Source organism: Paenibacillus sp. 10L310 (assembly GCF_056395745.1).
In genome coordinates, this window is sequence record NZ_JBFTKC010000004.1 from 93,428 (window position 1) to 111,839 (window position 18,412).

The 18,412-nt window shown below is 47.5% G+C and carries 14 protein-coding genes and 2 riboswitches; of the genes, 10 read left to right on the forward strand and 4 right to left on the reverse strand.

All coding sequences use genetic code 11. From position 1 onward, the window contains the following. Nucleotides 1-109: 109 nt before the first annotated feature. Entirely contained in the window at nucleotides 110-1,465 is a 1,356-nt protein-coding gene (gene gcvPA / locus AC1DE7_RS12630; RefSeq protein WP_127551419.1) for an aminomethyl-transferring glycine dehydrogenase subunit GcvPA, read from the reverse strand. Then, nucleotides 1,462-2,598: a glycine cleavage system aminomethyltransferase GcvT gene (gene gcvT, locus AC1DE7_RS12635; RefSeq protein WP_477534475.1), complete on the reverse strand. Its 1,137-nt coding sequence runs from the start codon at nucleotides 2,596-2,598 to the stop codon at nucleotides 1,462-1,464. The genes gcvPA and gcvT overlap by 4 nt, the downstream gene beginning before the upstream one ends. Nucleotides 2,599-2,815: 217 nt before the next feature. After that, a riboswitch (glycine riboswitch) is annotated at nucleotides 2,816-2,916 on the reverse strand. A gap of 3 nt (nucleotides 2,917-2,919) precedes the next feature. Then, nucleotides 2,920-3,042, reverse strand: a riboswitch (glycine riboswitch). 343 nt (nucleotides 3,043-3,385) lie between these two features. On the opposite strand from gcvT, the gene gcvH reads away from it, so the two are divergent. From gcvH to AC1DE7_RS12665, 6 genes are all read left to right on the forward strand, one after another. After that, entirely contained in the window at nucleotides 3,386-3,778 is a 393-nt protein-coding gene (gcvH, locus tag AC1DE7_RS12640; RefSeq protein WP_477534476.1) for a glycine cleavage system protein GcvH, read from the forward strand. A gap of 100 nt (nucleotides 3,779-3,878) precedes the next feature. Then, complete coding sequence (locus AC1DE7_RS12645; RefSeq protein WP_477534477.1) at nucleotides 3,879-4,127, forward strand: hypothetical protein; 249 nt, start codon at nucleotides 3,879-3,881, stop codon at nucleotides 4,125-4,127. A gap of 69 nt (nucleotides 4,128-4,196) precedes the next feature. Continuing rightward, entirely contained in the window at nucleotides 4,197-5,651 is a 1,455-nt protein-coding gene (locus AC1DE7_RS12650) for a PTS mannitol transporter subunit IIBC (RefSeq protein ID WP_477534478.1), read from the forward strand. 38 nt (nucleotides 5,652-5,689) lie between these two features. Continuing rightward, a complete protein-coding gene (locus tag AC1DE7_RS12655; protein ID WP_477534479.1) occupies nucleotides 5,690-7,792 on the forward strand; it encodes a BglG family transcription antiterminator in 2,103 nt (700 codons plus the stop codon). Further along, on the forward strand, nucleotides 7,789-8,223 hold the full coding sequence (locus tag AC1DE7_RS12660; protein ID WP_101314543.1) for a PTS mannitol transporter subunit IIA: 435 nt from the start codon (nucleotides 7,789-7,791) through the stop codon (nucleotides 8,221-8,223). Before AC1DE7_RS12655 ends, AC1DE7_RS12660 begins: the two co-directional genes overlap by 4 nt. Then, nucleotides 8,220-9,365: a mannitol-1-phosphate 5-dehydrogenase gene (locus AC1DE7_RS12665; protein WP_477534480.1), complete on the forward strand. Its 1,146-nt coding sequence runs from the start codon at nucleotides 8,220-8,222 to the stop codon at nucleotides 9,363-9,365. The genes AC1DE7_RS12660 and AC1DE7_RS12665 overlap by 4 nt, the downstream gene beginning before the upstream one ends. Before the next feature lie 60 nt (nucleotides 9,366-9,425). On the opposite strand, the gene AC1DE7_RS12670 is transcribed toward AC1DE7_RS12665, so the two are convergent. Further along, entirely contained in the window at nucleotides 9,426-9,677 is a 252-nt protein-coding gene (locus AC1DE7_RS12670) for a cysteine-rich CWC family protein (protein WP_074096180.1), read from the reverse strand. 139 nt (nucleotides 9,678-9,816) lie between these two features. Further along, nucleotides 9,817-11,820: an endonuclease MutS2 gene (locus AC1DE7_RS12675; RefSeq protein ID WP_477534481.1), complete on the reverse strand. Its 2,004-nt coding sequence runs from the start codon at nucleotides 11,818-11,820 to the stop codon at nucleotides 9,817-9,819. 527 nt (nucleotides 11,821-12,347) lie between these two features. Here AC1DE7_RS12675 and AC1DE7_RS12680 point away from each other — a divergent pair. The 4 genes from AC1DE7_RS12680 to AC1DE7_RS12695 all read left to right on the forward strand — a co-directional run bounded on the left by AC1DE7_RS12680 (nucleotide 12,348) and on the right by AC1DE7_RS12695 (nucleotide 18,400). Further along, on the forward strand, nucleotides 12,348-14,684 hold the full coding sequence (locus AC1DE7_RS12680; protein WP_282320448.1) for an AraC family transcriptional regulator: 2,337 nt from the start codon (nucleotides 12,348-12,350) through the stop codon (nucleotides 14,682-14,684). 282 nt (nucleotides 14,685-14,966) lie between these two features. Further along, a complete protein-coding gene (locus AC1DE7_RS12685) occupies nucleotides 14,967-15,920 on the forward strand; it encodes an ABC transporter permease (protein ID WP_477534482.1) in 954 nt (317 codons plus the stop codon). A 45-nt stretch (nucleotides 15,921-15,965) separates the two neighbouring features. Then, nucleotides 15,966-16,838 carry a carbohydrate ABC transporter permease gene (locus AC1DE7_RS12690; protein WP_017686862.1) on the forward strand — a complete coding sequence of 291 codons (873 nt, stop codon included), beginning with the start codon at nucleotides 15,966-15,968 and terminating at the stop codon, nucleotides 16,836-16,838. A gap of 62 nt (nucleotides 16,839-16,900) precedes the next feature. Further along, entirely contained in the window at nucleotides 16,901-18,400 is a 1,500-nt protein-coding gene (locus tag AC1DE7_RS12695; protein WP_477534483.1) for an extracellular solute-binding protein, read from the forward strand. The last annotated feature ends 12 nt before the right edge of the window (nucleotides 18,401-18,412 follow it).

Here is an 18,412-nt window from a genome sequence, read left to right on the forward strand (position 1 = left end):
TGTGCACTAAATGTTGTATCCGTCTCAGGTTGAACCGAAGTGGAGACAGAGGTGCCTGTTTCTGATTGTCCGTGTACCGATGTTGTCGTTGTCGTCGTCGTTTCCTGAGTCACAGCGATCCCTCCAATGCTCGTGCGAATTCGTCAATTTCTTCCTTACTACGCCGTTCGGTAACAGCAATCAGCATATGTCCGGCAAGCTCCGGATAATCACGTCCGAGTTCGTAACCACCAATAAAGCCGGCATCCAGCAGTTTCAGTTGAAGTGTATCCACATCGGTTCCTTCAGGAAGCTTAATCACAAATTCATTAAATGTTGGTGCATTAAAAGTAAGGCTAACTCCAGGAATCGCAGTTAATGTATTGAGGGTGTAATGACTCTTTTGCAAATTCAGATCCGCGACATCGATCATGCCCTGTTTACCCATGATGGACATATACACAGATGCGCTGAGTGCAAGCAAAGCTTGGTTGGAACAGATGTTGGATGTCGCCTTTTCGCGGCGGATGTGCTGTTCACGTGCTTGCAGTGTGAGTACAAAACCACGTTTGCCGTTGCGATCCGTGGTCTGGCCTACAATTCGGCCAGGAATTCGGCGCATATGAGGCTGGGACACGGCGAAATATCCGCATGTCGGACCGCCGAGTGAAGCGGCGATGCCGAGGGGCTGCGCATCGCCAACAACGATGTCGGCACCCAACTTGCCTGGGGCTTCCAGCAGACCCAGCGATAGCGGGTTGGCACTTACAACGAGCAGGCCCTTGTGCGCATGCACGAGGTCGGCAGCCTGCTTCACATTTTCCACGGCACCAAAGAAGTTCGGACTCTGGATCATGACAGCAGCGGTATCGTCTGATATGGCGGTTTGCAGGGCATCCCAATCAGTGACGCCATCCTTATAACCAATCTCGACAATCTCCAGACGGAGTCCGTGCGCATATGCCTGCAATACCTGACGGGCTTCCGGATGAACGGTACGGGATACGATAAGTTGTTTGCGACGTGTTGCTGCTGCGGCGAGATTACCGGCTTCCGCAAAAGCTGTTGCGCCGTCATACATGCTGGCATTGGCTACAGCCATACCGGTTAATTCACAGATGTAGGATTGAAATTCGAAAATGGCCTGTAGTTCACCTTGGCTGATCTCAGGCTGATAAGGTGTGTAGGCAGTGTAGAACTCGGAACGGGAAATGACATGATTGATGACGGAAGGAACATGATGATCGTATATGCCTGCGCCGAGGAAACTGGCGTGTGTTTCGAAATTGGCGTTGGCGCCGGCTTGTTTGGACATATGACGTGTCAGCGCATATTCATCAAGTTTGGAGGATACGGGCAGCTCGCCCTGATAACGAATCTCCTGCGGAATGTCCTGAAACAGATCTTCCAGCGTATCCACACCGATGGTTGCGAGCATGGCGCTCTGATCTTGTTCAGTCATGGGAATGTAACGGTGCTTGCTCATGCTTGATCAGCTCCTTGAGTAGGTGTCTTCGACGTACGTGTCCGTTTATGAAAAGGGGTCTTCACGACCTCGGCTTTTAGTTTCTTGCCGCGGATCTCAATCTCAAGCGGGGTTCCCAGCGCAGCGTATTTGCTGTCGATGAGGGCAAGCCCCAGATTACGCTTCAATGTAGGTGATTGTGTGCCTGTTGTCACTTCACCAATCTGTACGCCTTCGGCGTAAATTGGATAGTGGGGGCGGGGAATACCGCGCTCCAACACTTCGATGCCGACCAGTTTGCGGGCGGGCCCGTCAGTTTTTTGCTGTAACAAGGCTTCGTGTCCGATAAAAGGTCCGGCATTCAGCTTCACAAACATATCTACGCCAGCTTCGAGTGGAGAGATAGTTGCCGACAATTCCTGTCCATACAGGGGGAGCCTCGCCTCAAAGCGTAATGTATCCCGGGCACCAAGTCCTGCTGGTACGAGTCCGTGACCTTCACCGGCTTGCATTAATCCATTCCACACCACAGCGGCCTGATCTGCAGGAACATATAGCTCAAAGCCATCTTCACCGGTATAACCGGTACGGGACAACAGTAATTTTACTCCACAGACTTCGGCATCCTGCACAAAACGAAACGGTTCAATCGTGGATACATCCGTATCTGTAACTTTTCTAATAATGTCTACAGCCAGTGGACCTTGCAAGGCGAGTAGCGCCGTCTGCTCCGAATCGTTGGTCATGCTTACGCCGGGGATCAAGTGCTCTTGCAACCACGCCCAATCCTTGTCGATGTTGGAGGCGTTAACAACGAGCATATAATGCTGATCTTCCAGCTTATACACGAGCAGATCATCCACCACACCGCCATCTGGATAACACATCAGGGTGTACTGGGCTTGATCAGGAACCAGCGTGGTCACATCATTGGTCATCATTTGTTGCAAAAACGCTTCAGCCTGCTCACCTTGTACCGTGAATTCGCCCATATGGGATACATCAAACAGTCCCGCGCGCTCGCGTACCGCTTCATGTTCTTTCTGGATTCCGCTAAATTGTACCGGAAGCTCCCAGCCTCCAAAATCAATGCACCGTACGCCTTCGTATTGCTGATACAGTGGGAAGAGTGGTGTTCTAAGCAAATCGGACATCAAATCACCTCGTCATAGGCCGTCAGCCGGCCGGATATACAATCGTGGATCAATGAACCAGGGTATTTTTAAATTTTCAGCTAGATATTTTCATCACATAAGTATGGTAAGGGCAGCTATGGCAGCGCCGTTCTACATCCTGTTTTTCGTTTTTTGGGAAAAAGGAAAAGGACAGGCCAAAGAATCGGCATGCCAAGTAGCACGCTGTATTCTAAGGCTCTGTCCCTTGTACCTGAGAGTTACCCCGCTACGATGTGCAGCAGGTTTCCCCTTGGGTGATCATAACGCCCGCACAGGGCGAATAGATGCTCTCCAGAGTTGCGTCCCGTAAAAGTCCTTTTGCCTGAGAGATTCACCCCCGCTTATCGGTGGTTTACTCCTTCGGCGTTACCTCATGTACATCCCGAATCGGGTGTCACGGGTAATCTCTCCCTTTACATTCATCCGCGGGTATAACATAGTCCAATAAACACATTTACTCCTCTCATTAAAACGTGAATCCACTACTGATGTCAAGAACGATATCATAGGTAATGATTGAAAACCGAATATTTAATTTATTTTTTATTTTATTGTTCGTGTATTTATAAAGAGTGCGCTTACTATTCTAATATTCACCAGTATATGAAGAAAGAGTGTAATCCGGTTACAGGATTTAGAGGTGTTCAGCAAATAAATTGTGAGGTATCTTGACATTTGATTCAAAAATATCATACGCTATGTTCTGGGAAAAAGGTTAAGGTCAAAGAACGCATCTACTCATTAATGAAAAGCGAGGCGGATATCGATGAGCGAATTGAAAAGTGATTTCCTGTACAGTGAAGAGCACGAATGGGTGCAAACCGTAGGGGAGGATACTGTACGTATTGGCATTACCGAGTTCGCGCAGCATCAGCTGGGTGACATTGTGTTTGTGGAATTGCCTGACCTTGAAACCAATGTAAAAGCAGAGGACAGCATTGGAACGATCGAATCGGTCAAAACGGTTTCGGACTTGTTCTCTCCCGTCACAGGTTCAATTATTGCAGTCAATGATTCGTTGCAGGACTCCCCTGAACTTGTGAACAGCTCTCCTTATGAGGAAGGCTGGATGATTGAGATCCGTGTTGAGGGAGATCTGACAGCAGCATTGTCTACATTGATGAATGCAGACACATATCGGAAACATACGGAAGAATAGTATCAACGAACTTGTACTTATTAACATATATTTTATAACCAAATGAAATGAGCTTCATATTGTTTCGACCTGTGTGAGCGGATGCTTGCACAGGTTTTTTGTGCTTTCCAAAAATGGTTTTGAAGGTGGATTTGAGCAGATTGTGGATGTGAATCGTCTGATTGGACCAAGCTATAGGTTGGAAAATGATTCTGGAAATGATAAAAGTCATAGGCAAGAAAATCCTTGTGTACCAATGGGTTCAGTCATTATGCATCAATTAAAACGATTACATAACCTAATGTTGTCATCATTGTTCATGACGAAAGTACGCTTTCATTTCATTGAACAGGAGAGCATTCTCGCTTAGGATTACAGCAGGGGAGAAATGATACCCCTTTCATAAATCATAATCACTTGATCCAAGGAGGATAATACAATGAGTAATTTGGACCAATCGTCCAATTCCAAAGGTGGGCTACGGGTTGGTGTTCAGCGTTTTGGCCGATTCCTGAGTGGTATGGTCATGCCAAATATGGGAGCGTTCATCGCCTGGGGATTAATTACGGCTCTGTTCATTCCAACAGGCTGGTTCCCTAACGAGACGCTTGCACAGCTAGTTGATCCGATGATCAAATATTTGCTGCCACTGTTAATTGGTTACACCGGAGGTACGATGGTGCATGGTCAGCGTGGTGGTGTCGTGGGTGCCATTATGACCATCGGGGTCATCGTGGGTAGTGATATCCCGATGTTCCTCGGTGCCATGATTGCCGGACCACTGGCAGCATGGATCATTAAAAAGTTTGATAAATCCATTGAAGGTAAAGTTAAAGCCGGATTTGAAATGCTTGTTAACAACTTCTCAGCCGGTATTATTGGCGGAATCTTGGGGATTTTTGCGCTACTGGGCATCGGGCCTGCTGTAGAAGCGATTAGCAAAGTATTATCTGCCGGGGTACAAGGGTTAATGAATCTTGGTTTGCTGCCGCTGGTCAACCTAATCATCGAACCAGGTAAAGTATTGTTCCTGAACAATGCAATCAACCACGGGATTCTGACACCGATTGCAACAGATCAAGCGAGAGAATTAGGGAAATCCGTATTATACATGCTTGAATCGAACCCGGGTCCGGGACTTGGTATCTTACTTGCTTACTGTTTCTTCGGACGCGGAATGGCCAAATCTTCTGCACCGGGTGCCGTTATCATTCATTTCTTCGGGGGAATTCATGAGATCTACTTCCCTTACATTCTGATGAGACCGATTCTGATTCTTGCCGCAATTGCGGGTGGCGTCGCAGGTACATTAACATTCATGCTCACCGGAGCAGGACTTGTTTCAGCACCATCACCGGGTAGTATTATCGCGTATTTCTTCTTAACACCAAAAGGTGGATACCTGCCGATGCTCGCAGGGGTGCTTGTAGCAGCCGTCGTTTCTTTCCTGGTTGCAGCAGTGTTGCTGAAAACGGGTAAACAAAAGGACGAAGATCTGGAGTCCGCATCCAGTCGGATGAAAGACATGAAGAGTCAAGGAACCGTGCCAAACGCTGGTATTACGGCTAATCAACGTGAAGCAGACAGAGCTGCAGATATGGCTTCTTCTACAGTGAAAACAGATGTGAAGAAAATTGTCTTCTCCTGTGATGCAGGCATGGGATCGAGTGCCATGGGCGCTTCCATTCTACGCAAGAAGATGAAGGCAGAGGGGATTGACGTTACGGTGACCAATACGGCTATCAGTGATATCCCGCCGGATGCAGACGTGGTGATCACACAACAAGTATTGACCGATCGTGCCCGCTCCGTTGCACCGAATGCAGAACATATATCCATCGACAACTTCCTAAAAAGCCCGGAATACGATGCGCTCGTTGAACGTCTAAAGTAATTGCACGCATTTGTTTTCCCTGAGCCGGAGGCTGAGATATGAGTATTACCAAAAGACAACGTGAAATCGTGGAGTTTCTGCTGGAGCATCCACATGAAGTCACTGCCGGCGAAATCGCCGTTGAAGTAAAGGTCAGTACCCGAACGGTTCACCGGGAGCTGCAAATGATTGAACAATGGCTTGAACCTTTGGGCATGAAGCTGGAAAAAAAATCAGGAACCGGTATCCGAATCGATGCCAGTTCCGATGATCTGGCTGTATTGCGCCAGCAACTAGAGGGTAAAGAATATGTAGAGTTTACGCCAGAAGAGCGTAAGCTCTTCATGCTTTGCATCCTGCTGGATGAACCGGAGCCTGTAAAGTTACTCGCCTTGGCTTCGGATCTGAAAGTGACCGTATCAACCGTAACCACTGATCTGGACGATCTGGAGTCACGGATTCGTCAGGCGGGACTAAAGCTGGTTCGCAGACGTGGATATGGCGTCAAGATTAACGGAAGTGAGACGATTCATCGCACAGCCATAGCTGCACTTGCTCTCGAATTTTTGGATGAATCCGACCTGTTCGGAAGACAACCTGAACAAGGGGGCTCCATCGTAAACCAAAAATTGTTGGATATGATTGGACATGGTGATGTACTTACGGTCGAAAATGCGTTATGGCAACCAGATATCGAATGGCTGGAGAACATCCCGGAACGCCAATACATGAAGTTGCTGATTCAATTATCCGTAGCGGTTGTACGTATTCGTAAAGGCTTTGGCATTGGCCGTATACCTCCCCTGGAGAACAAGGGAGATGAAGTCGCAGAGCAGGATGAGATGAAGGTTCCACCTTATATGGCTTCCCGCTTGTGTGGTGTGTTATCGACCCAGCTGGGGCTGACATTCTCCCAAGATGAGCAAGCTTATTTTCACAGACTATTAGTTGAGACAGAGCAGCGGATTCATTCTTCGCGGCTGTTGCCAATAGATGATTTGATTTTACTGGACAGGGTACATTCACTGATTGATCAGATGCAGGCGAGAACACATTACGCCTTTCATGAGGATCGTTTGCTTCGTGAAGGTCTGCTTGGTCATATGCAACCTGTCATGGAGCGAATTGAAGGGCAACAGATGATTCGTAATCCGCTACTGCAGCAGATTCGCAAGGATTATGATTCCCTCTTCGAAGAGGTCAAACAATCCGTGCATCAAGCTTGGCCAGGCACAGAAGTTCCGGATGAAGAAATTGGTTTCTTGGTCATGCATTTTGGGGCTTCCATCGAGAGGTTACGTGCATTGAAACGGGAGATCAGGGCGATCATCGTGTGTACAAGCGGAATCGGCTCATCACGTATGCTCTCCAGCCGACTGTCCAAGGAGATTCCCGAGATTCGGATCATGGACAGCGTGTCCTGGTATGAAGCTGCCCGGATGCCTACAGATCAATATGATCTGGTGTTATCCACTGTTGATCTGCCGATGGATGAGCATCAGTATTACAAAGTGAGTCCACTGCTTACGGCAGAAGAGAGCGAGCGTCTGCGTCATTTTATCCGAACAACAACATTACAACGACAGCATAATAAGCCCCGTGAAGCCGAGGTTCAGACGACAAGTCGTTACTCGGACCCGGATGGAATGGAAGCTATTTTAGTTGAAATCGTCCGAATTATTGGCAAGTTTCAGGTGTATCCGTTGGATAACCAAGATATCGGTTTCTATAAAACCGTATATGCGATGTGCAACGCACTCCATGGATCTGGTGTGCTGAAGGAACCGGAGGAGGTCGCGAAACGGTTGGAGGCACGTGAGGCAGTGGGGAGTCAGAAGATTCCCGGTACAAGACTTGCGCTGTTTCATACACGCAGTGAGGGAATTTACAGGCCGTCTATTAGCTTGTTTCAGCTCACTGAGCCACTCCTCTGTACGCCGGATGATCCGGCAGGAGTTACCCATGTCCTCTTGATGCTTGGTCCCAGAGAATTATCCAAGGAAAGCCTGGAGGTTCTCAGTGAGATCAGCGCCCTGTTATTACAGGAAGAAATGATTACATTGCTGGAAAAAGGAATCAGGGATGAACTCATTCATTACCTGTCCCAGGAACTTGTTGGATTTTATCGCAGTAAAACCGAAATTGGAGGTCAACCATTATGAGTATGTTAACAACAGATAAAGTCATCATGAATGCGACGGCTCAGGACAAATACGAAGCGATTCGTATGGCAGGACAGATTCTGAAGGATGCGGGACATATTACCGCTGATTACATTGAGAAGATGATTGAACGTGAAGAGATTGTCTCGACCTATGTAGGGAACGGCCTGGCTATTCCGCATGGTACAAAGGAGTCCAAAGCTTTCATTTTATCCACAGGTATCTCTGTCATTCAGTATCCACAGGGTGTTGATTTTGGCGAAGAAAAGGCTTATATGGTCATTGGTATCGCGGCTCAAGGCGGGGAACATATGGAGATCTTGACTAGCATCGCGGTGATCTGTGCTGAGGATGAGAATATGGAGGCCTTGCGTCTGGCGAAAACAGCCGAAGAAGTTATAACTATTCTGGAAAGTGAAATGGAGCTATGAAGGCCCTACACTTTGGCGCAGGTAACATTGGACGCGGGTTTATCGGATTGATTCTCTCCCGTGCAGGGTATGAGGTGATTTTCTCCGACGTGAATCAGACCTTGGTAACGGCTCTCCAGCAACGGGGACAATATACGGTGGAACTGGCCAACGAGAGCAAGGATCAGGAGACCGTCACAGGTGTAAATGCAATCGATGGAACCCAGCTGGAGACGGTTGCCCAAACCGTGGTGGAAGCGGATCTGATTACAACCGCGGTGGGCGTAGGCGTGCTGAAACATATTGCACCAGGTATTGCAAGGGGACTTGAGAAAAGACTGAATTCGGGTCCGGTACAAAACCCGCTTCACATTATCGCTTGCGAGAACGCCATTGGAGCCAGTACGCAATTGAAAGAGCATGTATATGGTCTGCTCGATGAAAAGGTACGTTCCCTTGCAGATCAGTACATTTATTTTCCCGACTCGGCCGTAGACCGGATTGTACCTATTCAGCATCATGAAGATCCTCTTCATGTACAGGTGGAGCCTTTTTACGAGTGGGTGGTGGATCGTTCCCAGATGGCTCCTGCATTCAAACCGGTTGAGGGCATTGTATATGTCGATGATCTGGAGCCATATATCGAACGTAAACTGTTCACGGTTAATACAGGACACTGCGTTGCAGCATATATCGGTAATGTGCACGGGTATGACACGATTCAGAAGGCTATTGCTGATGAAAAGGTGAAATCCATTGTATACGGCGCTTTGCAGGAAACTGGAAAAGTTCTAGTGAAGCGTTTTGCATTCAACCCGGAAGAACATGAGCAGTATATTGTCAAAATATTGGGACGGTTTGTCAACCCGTATCTTACCGATGAGGTTACTCGTGTTGGTCGTTCCCCGCTGCGTAAGTTGTCTCCGAATGATCGTCTGGTTCGTCCGGCCCTTCAGGCCTATGCGGATGGAAGCGAAACAACTTATCTGGCTATGGGCATGGCAGCAGCCTGCAAGTTCGATGTCTCCGATGATCCGGAAGCAGTTGAACTGCAGGATATGATCCGCGAGAAGGGGATTACAGCTGCCCTCCACCATTATACGTCCATGGATGAGCAACATCCGGTGCTTGAACAGGCTGTTGCCCAGTATAACCAAATGTAAGAGTAGTGTTAGCCAGCTAATAGTATAGATGATGCATAATGAAGAAGAGCCATACAGTCGTTAACTGTGTGGCTCTTCTTTTGGTTGGTGTTTATCGGCATAGTCATCCAAACAGCGTTGACATATGCACGATTTTCGGCGCTGCTCTGCCGGAATGCGGTCAAATACACCTTCGGGGAAAGTAGCCCGGTTACACCAGCATTCCGAATGGGGATGTCCTGCGGCATAGGAACAGCGATTAGCTTCCCCGCATAATGGGCAGACAAGAACATCGATATGGATGTGCTCTTGATCGTCTTGTTCTGCAGACATTCAGTTCTTCCCTCCCTGTGCAATAGCTACGAGCTGAAGTTAAACATACTGGTCCCAGTATAACAGAAATGTGTTGGTGATTATGGATTTCACTCTGTATATATGACTTCCAGTTCACCACATCTGTTTCTCCCATCGGCTATTCTTCAGGCGGTAACTCGATCTGTAGACCTTCCACATGTTTGCGTCCCATCAACTTACGCTTCTTTCGATTTTCCTTTGTTTCTAGCACAATGTCCAAGTCATAATCGTCACCCGGATAAAGCTCATTGGCAGATATATGCAGGGTCAGGCGTTTCTTATGGATTTTGACTTTGCGTCCCCGTAACATGACCCCGATATTTCCACGGCTATCCTCGACATCACAGACGACGCCCGACTGATTAAGATAGGCCGCATACACCCGATCTCCTTTGCGAAAAGTTTTGGCAGGAGCAGGAGAATCCGACTCTCTGGTTGTTGTCTTTTTGTTGAGACGGATTGGATCTTTTGACTGTTTCGACTGGTTCTTTCTGGATAACTCTGCTGGGCTGACTGATTCTGTACCAGAACGAGCAGGCGTCAGGGCCTTAGTTTCCGAAGGAGGTGACGTGAATCCTAATGTACGATCTCTCGAAATACTTTGATCGGACAGGGACTTGGATCGCTCGATAATTCGCTGTGGCATGCCCAGCTTCAATGCAATGGAATAGGCGTAACTTTCACCAGCTTCTCCGATACGCAATCGATACAGCGGCTTGAGAGAAACGGTGTCAAATTCCATACGGGCATTTTCGAATCCTGGCGTGGCAGTTGCAAAATGTTTGATTTCACCAAAGTGTGTTGTCGCCACAACGGTTGCTCCGCGGCTGTGAAGTTCCTCCAGCATGGCGATGGACAGTCCGACACCTTCACCGGGATCTGTGCCGGAAGCCATCTCATCAATGAGCACCAGCGTCGACGTATTGGCCTGTTCCAGTATGCCAATCATATTGCGAATATGTGCAGAGAATGTACTGAGTGCTTGTTCCATACTCTGTCCGTCACCAATATCAACCGCTACCTCGTTATAAACAGCCATCTCGCCACCTTCCTCTACCGGAATAAGCAAACCGGATTGCATCATCAGGGTTAACAAACCAAGTGTTTTGAGTGCGACCGTTTTACCACCGGTATTCGGGCCCGTAATAATGAGCGACGAGTACGTTCTGCCGATGGCAAAATCGAGGGGAACCATAGAAGAACCCATGAACGGATGACGTGCACGTTGAAGGCTAATGTGGCCCTGAGTATTGACTCGAACGGTACGCCCATCCATGGTGGCCGCATATTTGGCTTTGGCAAACAGGAAGTCCAATACACCTACCGTTTCGGTGTTGAGGGCGATTTCACGGTTATACGATTCGGCCATAGAGGTTAAATCACCGAGAATTCTCATCTCCTCTCGGGACTCCTCGGCTTGTAGAGCAGCCAATTCCATCTGCAGACTTACTAATTCAACGGGTTCAATATACACGGTTTGCCCGCTCCCCGATTCATCCAGCACACTGCCTTTCACCTGTTTGCGAAACTCTTTCTTAATGGGCAGCACCGTTCTTCCTCCCCGTTGGCTGATGACATGTTCCTGCATAATGGAGCGATGTTTACTCATCAGAGAATCAAGTTTTCGTTTCATGCGTTCCGCATTCACCGTTATTTTTTTACGAATACGAATCAGTTCCTTGCTCGCCTGATCCTGAATGCTTCCACTATGGATGCAGCGCTCAATCTCACTCAGCAAAGGTTCGATCATGATCATGGACGCTGCATAACGACTGACGGTGGGAGCGGCCCCGGATTTGCCCTCCATGTATTTCATAAGTTGTGCACAGCTCCGCAGGAACTGAGCGAGATGACTGAAGTCGCGTTCACTGAATAGATAACCGGTGCCAAGCAGATCCATAATGGTTTCCATTCCGTCGAGTGAAGGGAGGGGGATACTGGCCCCGAAGCGAATCAATGCAGCAGCTTCTGCTGTTTCTTCCAGGCGAATCTCGATCAGGTGAGCATCTACCATCGGTTTTAGTTCTCTCGCATAACGTTTGCCCAGATAAGACAGGGCGCAGTCTGCAACATTTTTTTGAATTTGTGGATAGCCCAAACTGTTTAATGTGTTCTCATTCATGCGTAATCTCTCCTTGAATTTGAATTGGGATTTCAGTTGACGCGCTGAAACATATTCCTGGAAAACGCAAAAAGGGCGGAGAATGAACAAACGTCATTCTCCGCCCTAAACGTATGGGAAAGCAAAGTCCACTACAGGTCTATATTAAAAAATCCGCGCTGAACTCAGCGCGGAAATAGACCCGGACAATTACAATCCCGGAGGCGATTTATGATATCCGCTGTTCTTAACTAAGTACAGGGATCTGGCGCATCATGAAATACACGTATGCCATATGGGCACAAGCGCAATGAAAGGCCAAACTCCTGAATATGAAACTTGGTTAGTTAAGAACATTCACCGACATTAAAAATCTCTCCTTTGATTGAGGAATATGCAACCAATATAAACTGGAAATTGGTTTGAAGTCAACCTTTAGAATAAATGAGTGGACTTGAATAAGAATGGGTTTTAAAATAACAATAGTAAATTAATCCAATGAAAGCGATTTATTTTAATAAACATACGTATAAAGGAGGATGCTCTTCTTGCCGAAGTATTTACTGCGTTTGCTCTGTTTTACCCTGATCCTCGGAGCCCTTCCGGTCATTGTTATTGGTTCGGTCTCGTATACGATTGCATCACGTGACATTGAACAGAAAGTGCGTGAGAGCAATCTTCAGATATTACATCAGACCCAAATGAGGGTAGAACAAGTTCTGCGTAGCCTGCAATTATCATCCATCCAGTATGTTAATTCGCCCTTGGTACTACAAGCGATGAAGAAACCACTAGACAGTAGCGAGTTTCAGGAGATTCGTGATCTGACCTCCGGTTTTAACAACTTGCAAGCGGTTACGAACATTGACCAAGCCTATCTGGTCAATCTGGATGAAGATTGGGTCGTTTCGATGCGTTCTTTTGGCAAATTGGATGATTTCAGCATTCGAGACCGAATTGGCTCCTACCTAAGTTATACCAACAGCCTGTTCTGGGTCACTCAGAATGCTAGTTCAGCCAAAGAAAGTGTACCTGTGTCAGCAGGTATGGGTGAACTAACACCCGAACAGGCACCTGCTCTTATATCATCGGATAATGTGGTCAGTATGGTATTCAAAATCCCGATGATACCAACCAATGTGAAACCAAAGGGATTTCTTGTAATTGATATCGCCGATACGGAACTGAGTACATACTTGAGCCGAAATACGAATTCTGGAGATATGTACGTTCTGGATCGGGAGCAGAAGTATTTTCTGAACGATATGCAGCAAGGCGGGAAATATGACGGGCTGAATAAGGAAATTCAGGAAATGGTGCAAACGACGGGCCAGCCAGAGGGTTTCTTCAGTGCGGAGGTGGAAGGTAATCAAGTGGCGGTTAGCTATAGACAATCTCCGCTCAATGGCTGGTTATACGTGTCCGTTGTATCTCTTGGACAGATCACGGCCCAGTCACAGAAAATTGCATTGGTTACTGGTATCGCTACACTGGTCATGTTATGTGTAACGGGATTGTTCGCCATATACGGCAGTCGGCGGATGTACTCACCAATCTCCAGACTGCTACAATTTACGAAGGGTTTGGATTCCCCAGTTGCCCCGTCAGGACGCCGTCAAGATGAATTTATCTATATTGAGGAGCAATTGTCAACCTTGTTCAGTTCGGAGAAAACGATGCGTGAGCAGATGAAGGGGCAGCATGTGCACCTCCAGGAGTTTTTTATGACCAAACTGCTGACAGGTAAAATCTCGGAAGAAGATTTCAGATATCAGGGAGAATTGTACGATTTCCCGACAGGGTGGGCGAGTCTTGGCGTACTCATGCTCCAGATCGATACCTTGGAAGGGACCCGATATGAGGAACAAGATCGCGATCTGCTGCTGTTTGCTGTCAATAATATGGTAGGTGAGCTCCTCCCTTCGGCAGTTCGGTTCACCCCAGTCATGCTGGATGATGCTCAGGTCACCGTTCTTGCCTCCGAACTCACGGATGAGGTGCAGCTGAAGGAATGGATGCATACCCAGGCAGACTGGATTCGCGAACGTGTCGTGACCTACCTGAATCTGCCCGTAAGTATTGGCATCAGTCGTTCTTACGCTTGTATCGGAGATACGCCAAGAGCGGTTCAGGAGAGCCGCGAGGCTCTGCAAGGCCGGGTCAGTCTGGGCAGCCGTATTATTTTACATTACGAAGATATTCAGCCCCGTGGTCAGATGGAGGCCGCGTTGTATACCCAGTTACGTATGATCGAGGATCAGCTCGCGTCTGCGCTCAAGCAAGGAGATGAAGAGAAGACGGACACCTACTTTAAGCAATATTTGGGACTGCTTGCAGACAAAAAGCTTCATTTCAGTGAATACCCCGTCATTATGGTTCAGTTATTGTCTCGTGTATATCAGCTTGTGCAGGAGCAAGGCGGGGATGTAGCCGAAGTACTGGGGGAAAAAGCATCCATGTCACATTTGCTGAAGTTGTCCACATTGGACGAAATGACCAATTGGTTCCGCAAGCGGCTGTTCCTGCCCGTCATTCGTTTCTGGCGAGAGCAGGAAGAATCCCAATACATGAATATTGCGAGACGTATGATTCGTTTGATCGAGGAACGTTATGATCGTGAATTGTCGCTGGAAGCCTGTGCCGCTGAGCTTAATTTTCACCCTGTCTACCTAAGTCGGGTATTCAAGAAGGAAGCTGGAGTCAATTTTACGGAATATCTCGCAGAGTATCGTATGGAAAAAGCAAAGACATGGCTGCAAACAACAAATCTTAAAATATCGGAGATTGCCGAGAAATTAAACTATACCAACCCAACCGCATTTATCCGTACATTTCGCAAAATCACAGGAACCACCCCCGGCAAGTACCGGGAGCAGCAGCGATAAAACAAACCTGCTCTGCCCGCCATGGCAGGCAGGCTTTTTTATGTTTGGATGAAGGAAGAAGACCACTTTTCTTTATGAAGTTAAGACAGGAATATAGAGGTTGAAAGCAGTTCATTGCGCCTTTGAACTCTGTGATGTAAATGAGCTAAACCCTTGCTACATAAGGAAAAACAAAAGGCTAAAACGAGACGATAGCCAGTCATTCGTTTATCCTCCACAATGAAGACATGAATTCAGGAAGTGATATTTTGTAATCGTTTCCAATGTGGGGAGGAAGACAATATGAAAGCCGAAACGGCGGCTCGAACACGGCCCGCTACCCGCAGTGACAAAAACCTGCTGTGGAGGGACATTATCAAAAACCGGTGGCTGTATATCATGTTAATACCGGGTGTGCTTTACTTTGTTATTTTCAAATACATACCCATGTATGGCATCACGATGGCTTTTCAGGATTACACGCCTTACAAGGGCATCTTGGGAAGTGACTGGGTAGGGTTCAAACATTTCCAGCGTTTCTTCGGAGAACCACAGTTCTGGGCATTATTTCGGAATACGTTTTTGCTTGCCATTTATAACATTGTGTTCTTTTTCCCACTGCCGATTGTACTGGCACTCATGATGAATGAAGTTCGCCGTGAACGGTTCAAACGATTTGTACAAACACTTGTCTACGTTCCACACTTTGTTTCCTGGGTTGTTGTTGTCGGTGTGTTCTACATGCTGTTCACAACCGAGGGTGGTGCGATTAATGAATTGCTCTATAACCTGACTGGACAAAAAGTGGCGTTCCTGCTTGAACCCGGATGGTTCCGAACCATGATTGTTGGACAATCCATCTGGAAAGAGGTCGGTTGGGGCACGATTATCTTCCTGGCGGCACTTTCGGGTGTTGATACACAGCTCTACGAAGCTGCAAGGATTGATGGTGCCAATCGCTGGCGCCAAACCTGGCATATTACGCTGCCGGCCATTCGCAGTACCATCGTCATTTTGCTCATTCTGCGTCTGGGCAATTTCCTGGATACAGGCTTTGAACAGATCTTCCTGATGCTAACTCCGACAAACCGGGATGTGGGCGAGGTATTTGATACCTACGTGTACACGAAGGGTCTTACCCAGGCACAGTACAGTTATAGTGCTGCTGTCGGGTTGTTCAAATCGGTTGTCGGGCTGGCGCTTGTTCTTGGTGCCAATACGCTGGCCAAAAAATTCGGGGAGGAAGGCGTCTACTAACCCTCGGGAGTAGACGTTCTTCACCAGACAGGAGTGAACATTAAAATGCAACAGGATAAAACGTGGGGCAACCGGATCTTTGATTTTCTCAATCACGGCTTGCTGCTGTTGATTGGAATTGTGACGGTCATCCCGTTCATGTATATTTTGGCCGTTTCGTTTACCAGTCCGCATGAAGTGGCTAAGGGAGGATTCATTCTTTTTCCAAAAGAGTTCTCTCTGGCCGCGTACCGTTACATTTTCTCTACAGATACTTTGATTCGCAGTCTGGGTGTATCGGTCTATATTACCGTGATCGGTACCTTCATTAACCTGCTGTTTACATCACTTATGGCGTATCCGCTCTCCAGAAGATATCTGCGTGGACGCCAGCCCATTTTGCTCGGTGTATTGTTCACGATGCTCTTCAGTGGCGGAATGATTCCAACATACTTTGTCGTGAAATCTTTGCATTTGACGGATACGTTATGGTCGCTGATGTTACCTACCGCTATTAGTGCATTTAACTTGATCGTACTCAAAAACTTCTTCCAGGCCATTCCCGATGAACTGGAGGATGCAGCCAAAATTGATGGATGTAACGATGTCAGCGTATTGTTCCGGATTGTACTGCCGTTGTCCATGCCAGCCATGGCGACATTTTCACTCTTTTACGCGGTGGCCCACTGGAACAGTTTCTTCAGCGCTGTTATCTATATCAACGATAGTGAGAAGTGGCCTGTTCAAGTTTGGCTGCGTGAGATTGTCATTCTGGCACAGAGCCGAATCGGAGACACGAGTATCGAAGAGACCGAGATCCAGCCGCTTACCATTCGCATGGCGGTTATCGTATTCTCCACAATCCCGATTATGCTGGTATATCCATTCCTGCAAAAGCACTTTGCAAAAGGCGTGATGCTGGGTTCGGTGAAAGGTTGAGTCGTCACATGGTTCAAAGTCAGTTCAGTATGACTGCATAAAAAAAGGGAGGTTTTCATGTTATGAAAGCAACAAAAAAGAAAGCCGTAGCTGTCTTAAGCACACTGGCACTGGTGACAGGTTTGCTGGCAGGATGCGGATCAGACGAGGGTCAGGCTGCCGAGGGCGGCGTACAAAATGTGTCCATAGCCATTGCACAGGTGGGTGATGTGCCAAGCAAAGGCAATGAAGTTCAGCAAAAGATTGAAGCGTATACCAATACCAAACTGGATATCCAGTGGATTCCGGCTTCGGCCTACAATGACAAAATTAACGTGATGATCGCTTCAAGCGATATGCCAAAAATTGTGAAAGTGCAATATAACCCAACGGTGACCAGCGCGATGCGTAATGACGTGTTCTGGGAAGTGGGGCCTTTTCTGAAAGACTACAAAAATCTGTCGGCACAGAACGAGCGTTTTTTTGACAACATCAAGGTAGAGGGCAAAATCTATGGGGTTCCTGTGTTCTCCGATATTGCGCGGGCTACAGTGATCTATCGCAAGGACTGGTTCGAGAAACTGAATCTGAAGGTGCCAACCACACCGGATGAATGGTATGAAACGATTAAAACGCTGGCTACCTCGGATCCGGATGGAGATGGTCAGGATAATACGTTTGGACTGATGCTTTTCAAAAAATATAATGAGGATCAATATTCCTTCACAACGCGCCTTGGCGTAAGTTTTGGTGCACCTAACAAGTGGAAGGTCGAAGATGATGGCAGCTTCACGCCGGAATTCATGACACCGGAATATATGCAGGTGCTGGATCTGCTGAAACGTTTGTACGATGAGAAACTACTGAACCAGGACTTTGCCGTATTCGACTCTACGGAAGCGGAGAAAAAGTATGATTCCGGTGTTGTTGGTATCCGTGTTGGTGTTGCGCAGAACGGAAAAAGTCAGCAAGAGCGTTTGTCCAAAAACAATCCGGATGGTGTGGTAGACATCGCTGGTTTGCTTGGAGCGAACGGAGATCGTGTTGCAGGACAGACGGGTAACTCCGGAATACTGGCATTCCCTAAATCAACGGTGAAATCGGAAGAAGAACTCAAGAACCTGCTCTCCTTCCTGGATAAACTGATGGACCCTGAGATGGCGACCCTGTTGATGCGTGGTATGGAAGACAAACATTACACCAAAGTGGGCGAAGATCAGGTGGAGATGAGTGACTTCGATGCATTCCAGCGTGAAGTGAAGCCTTACCGTGACAACCTTCCTTATGTCGAAGGCTATAACGTACCGAAATTGAAGGATACCGAACTGGGTGAAAAAGGTACGGCACTTGCCAAGGAACTGGCGGAGCACGCTGTGCCAAACCCTGCACTGACGTTATATTCTCCAACGTATGGTGACCGCGGGGCGGATCTGGATCAGGTGATTGCCGATGCACAAACCAAATACATTATGGGCAAGATCGATCGAAGTGGCTGGGAAAAGGAAATCGAGAATTGGGGCAATGCGGGTGGAAACAAGATTCGTGAGGAATATGCCGAAGATTATAAAAAACAGGCTCAATAAAGAGCCGGAAGC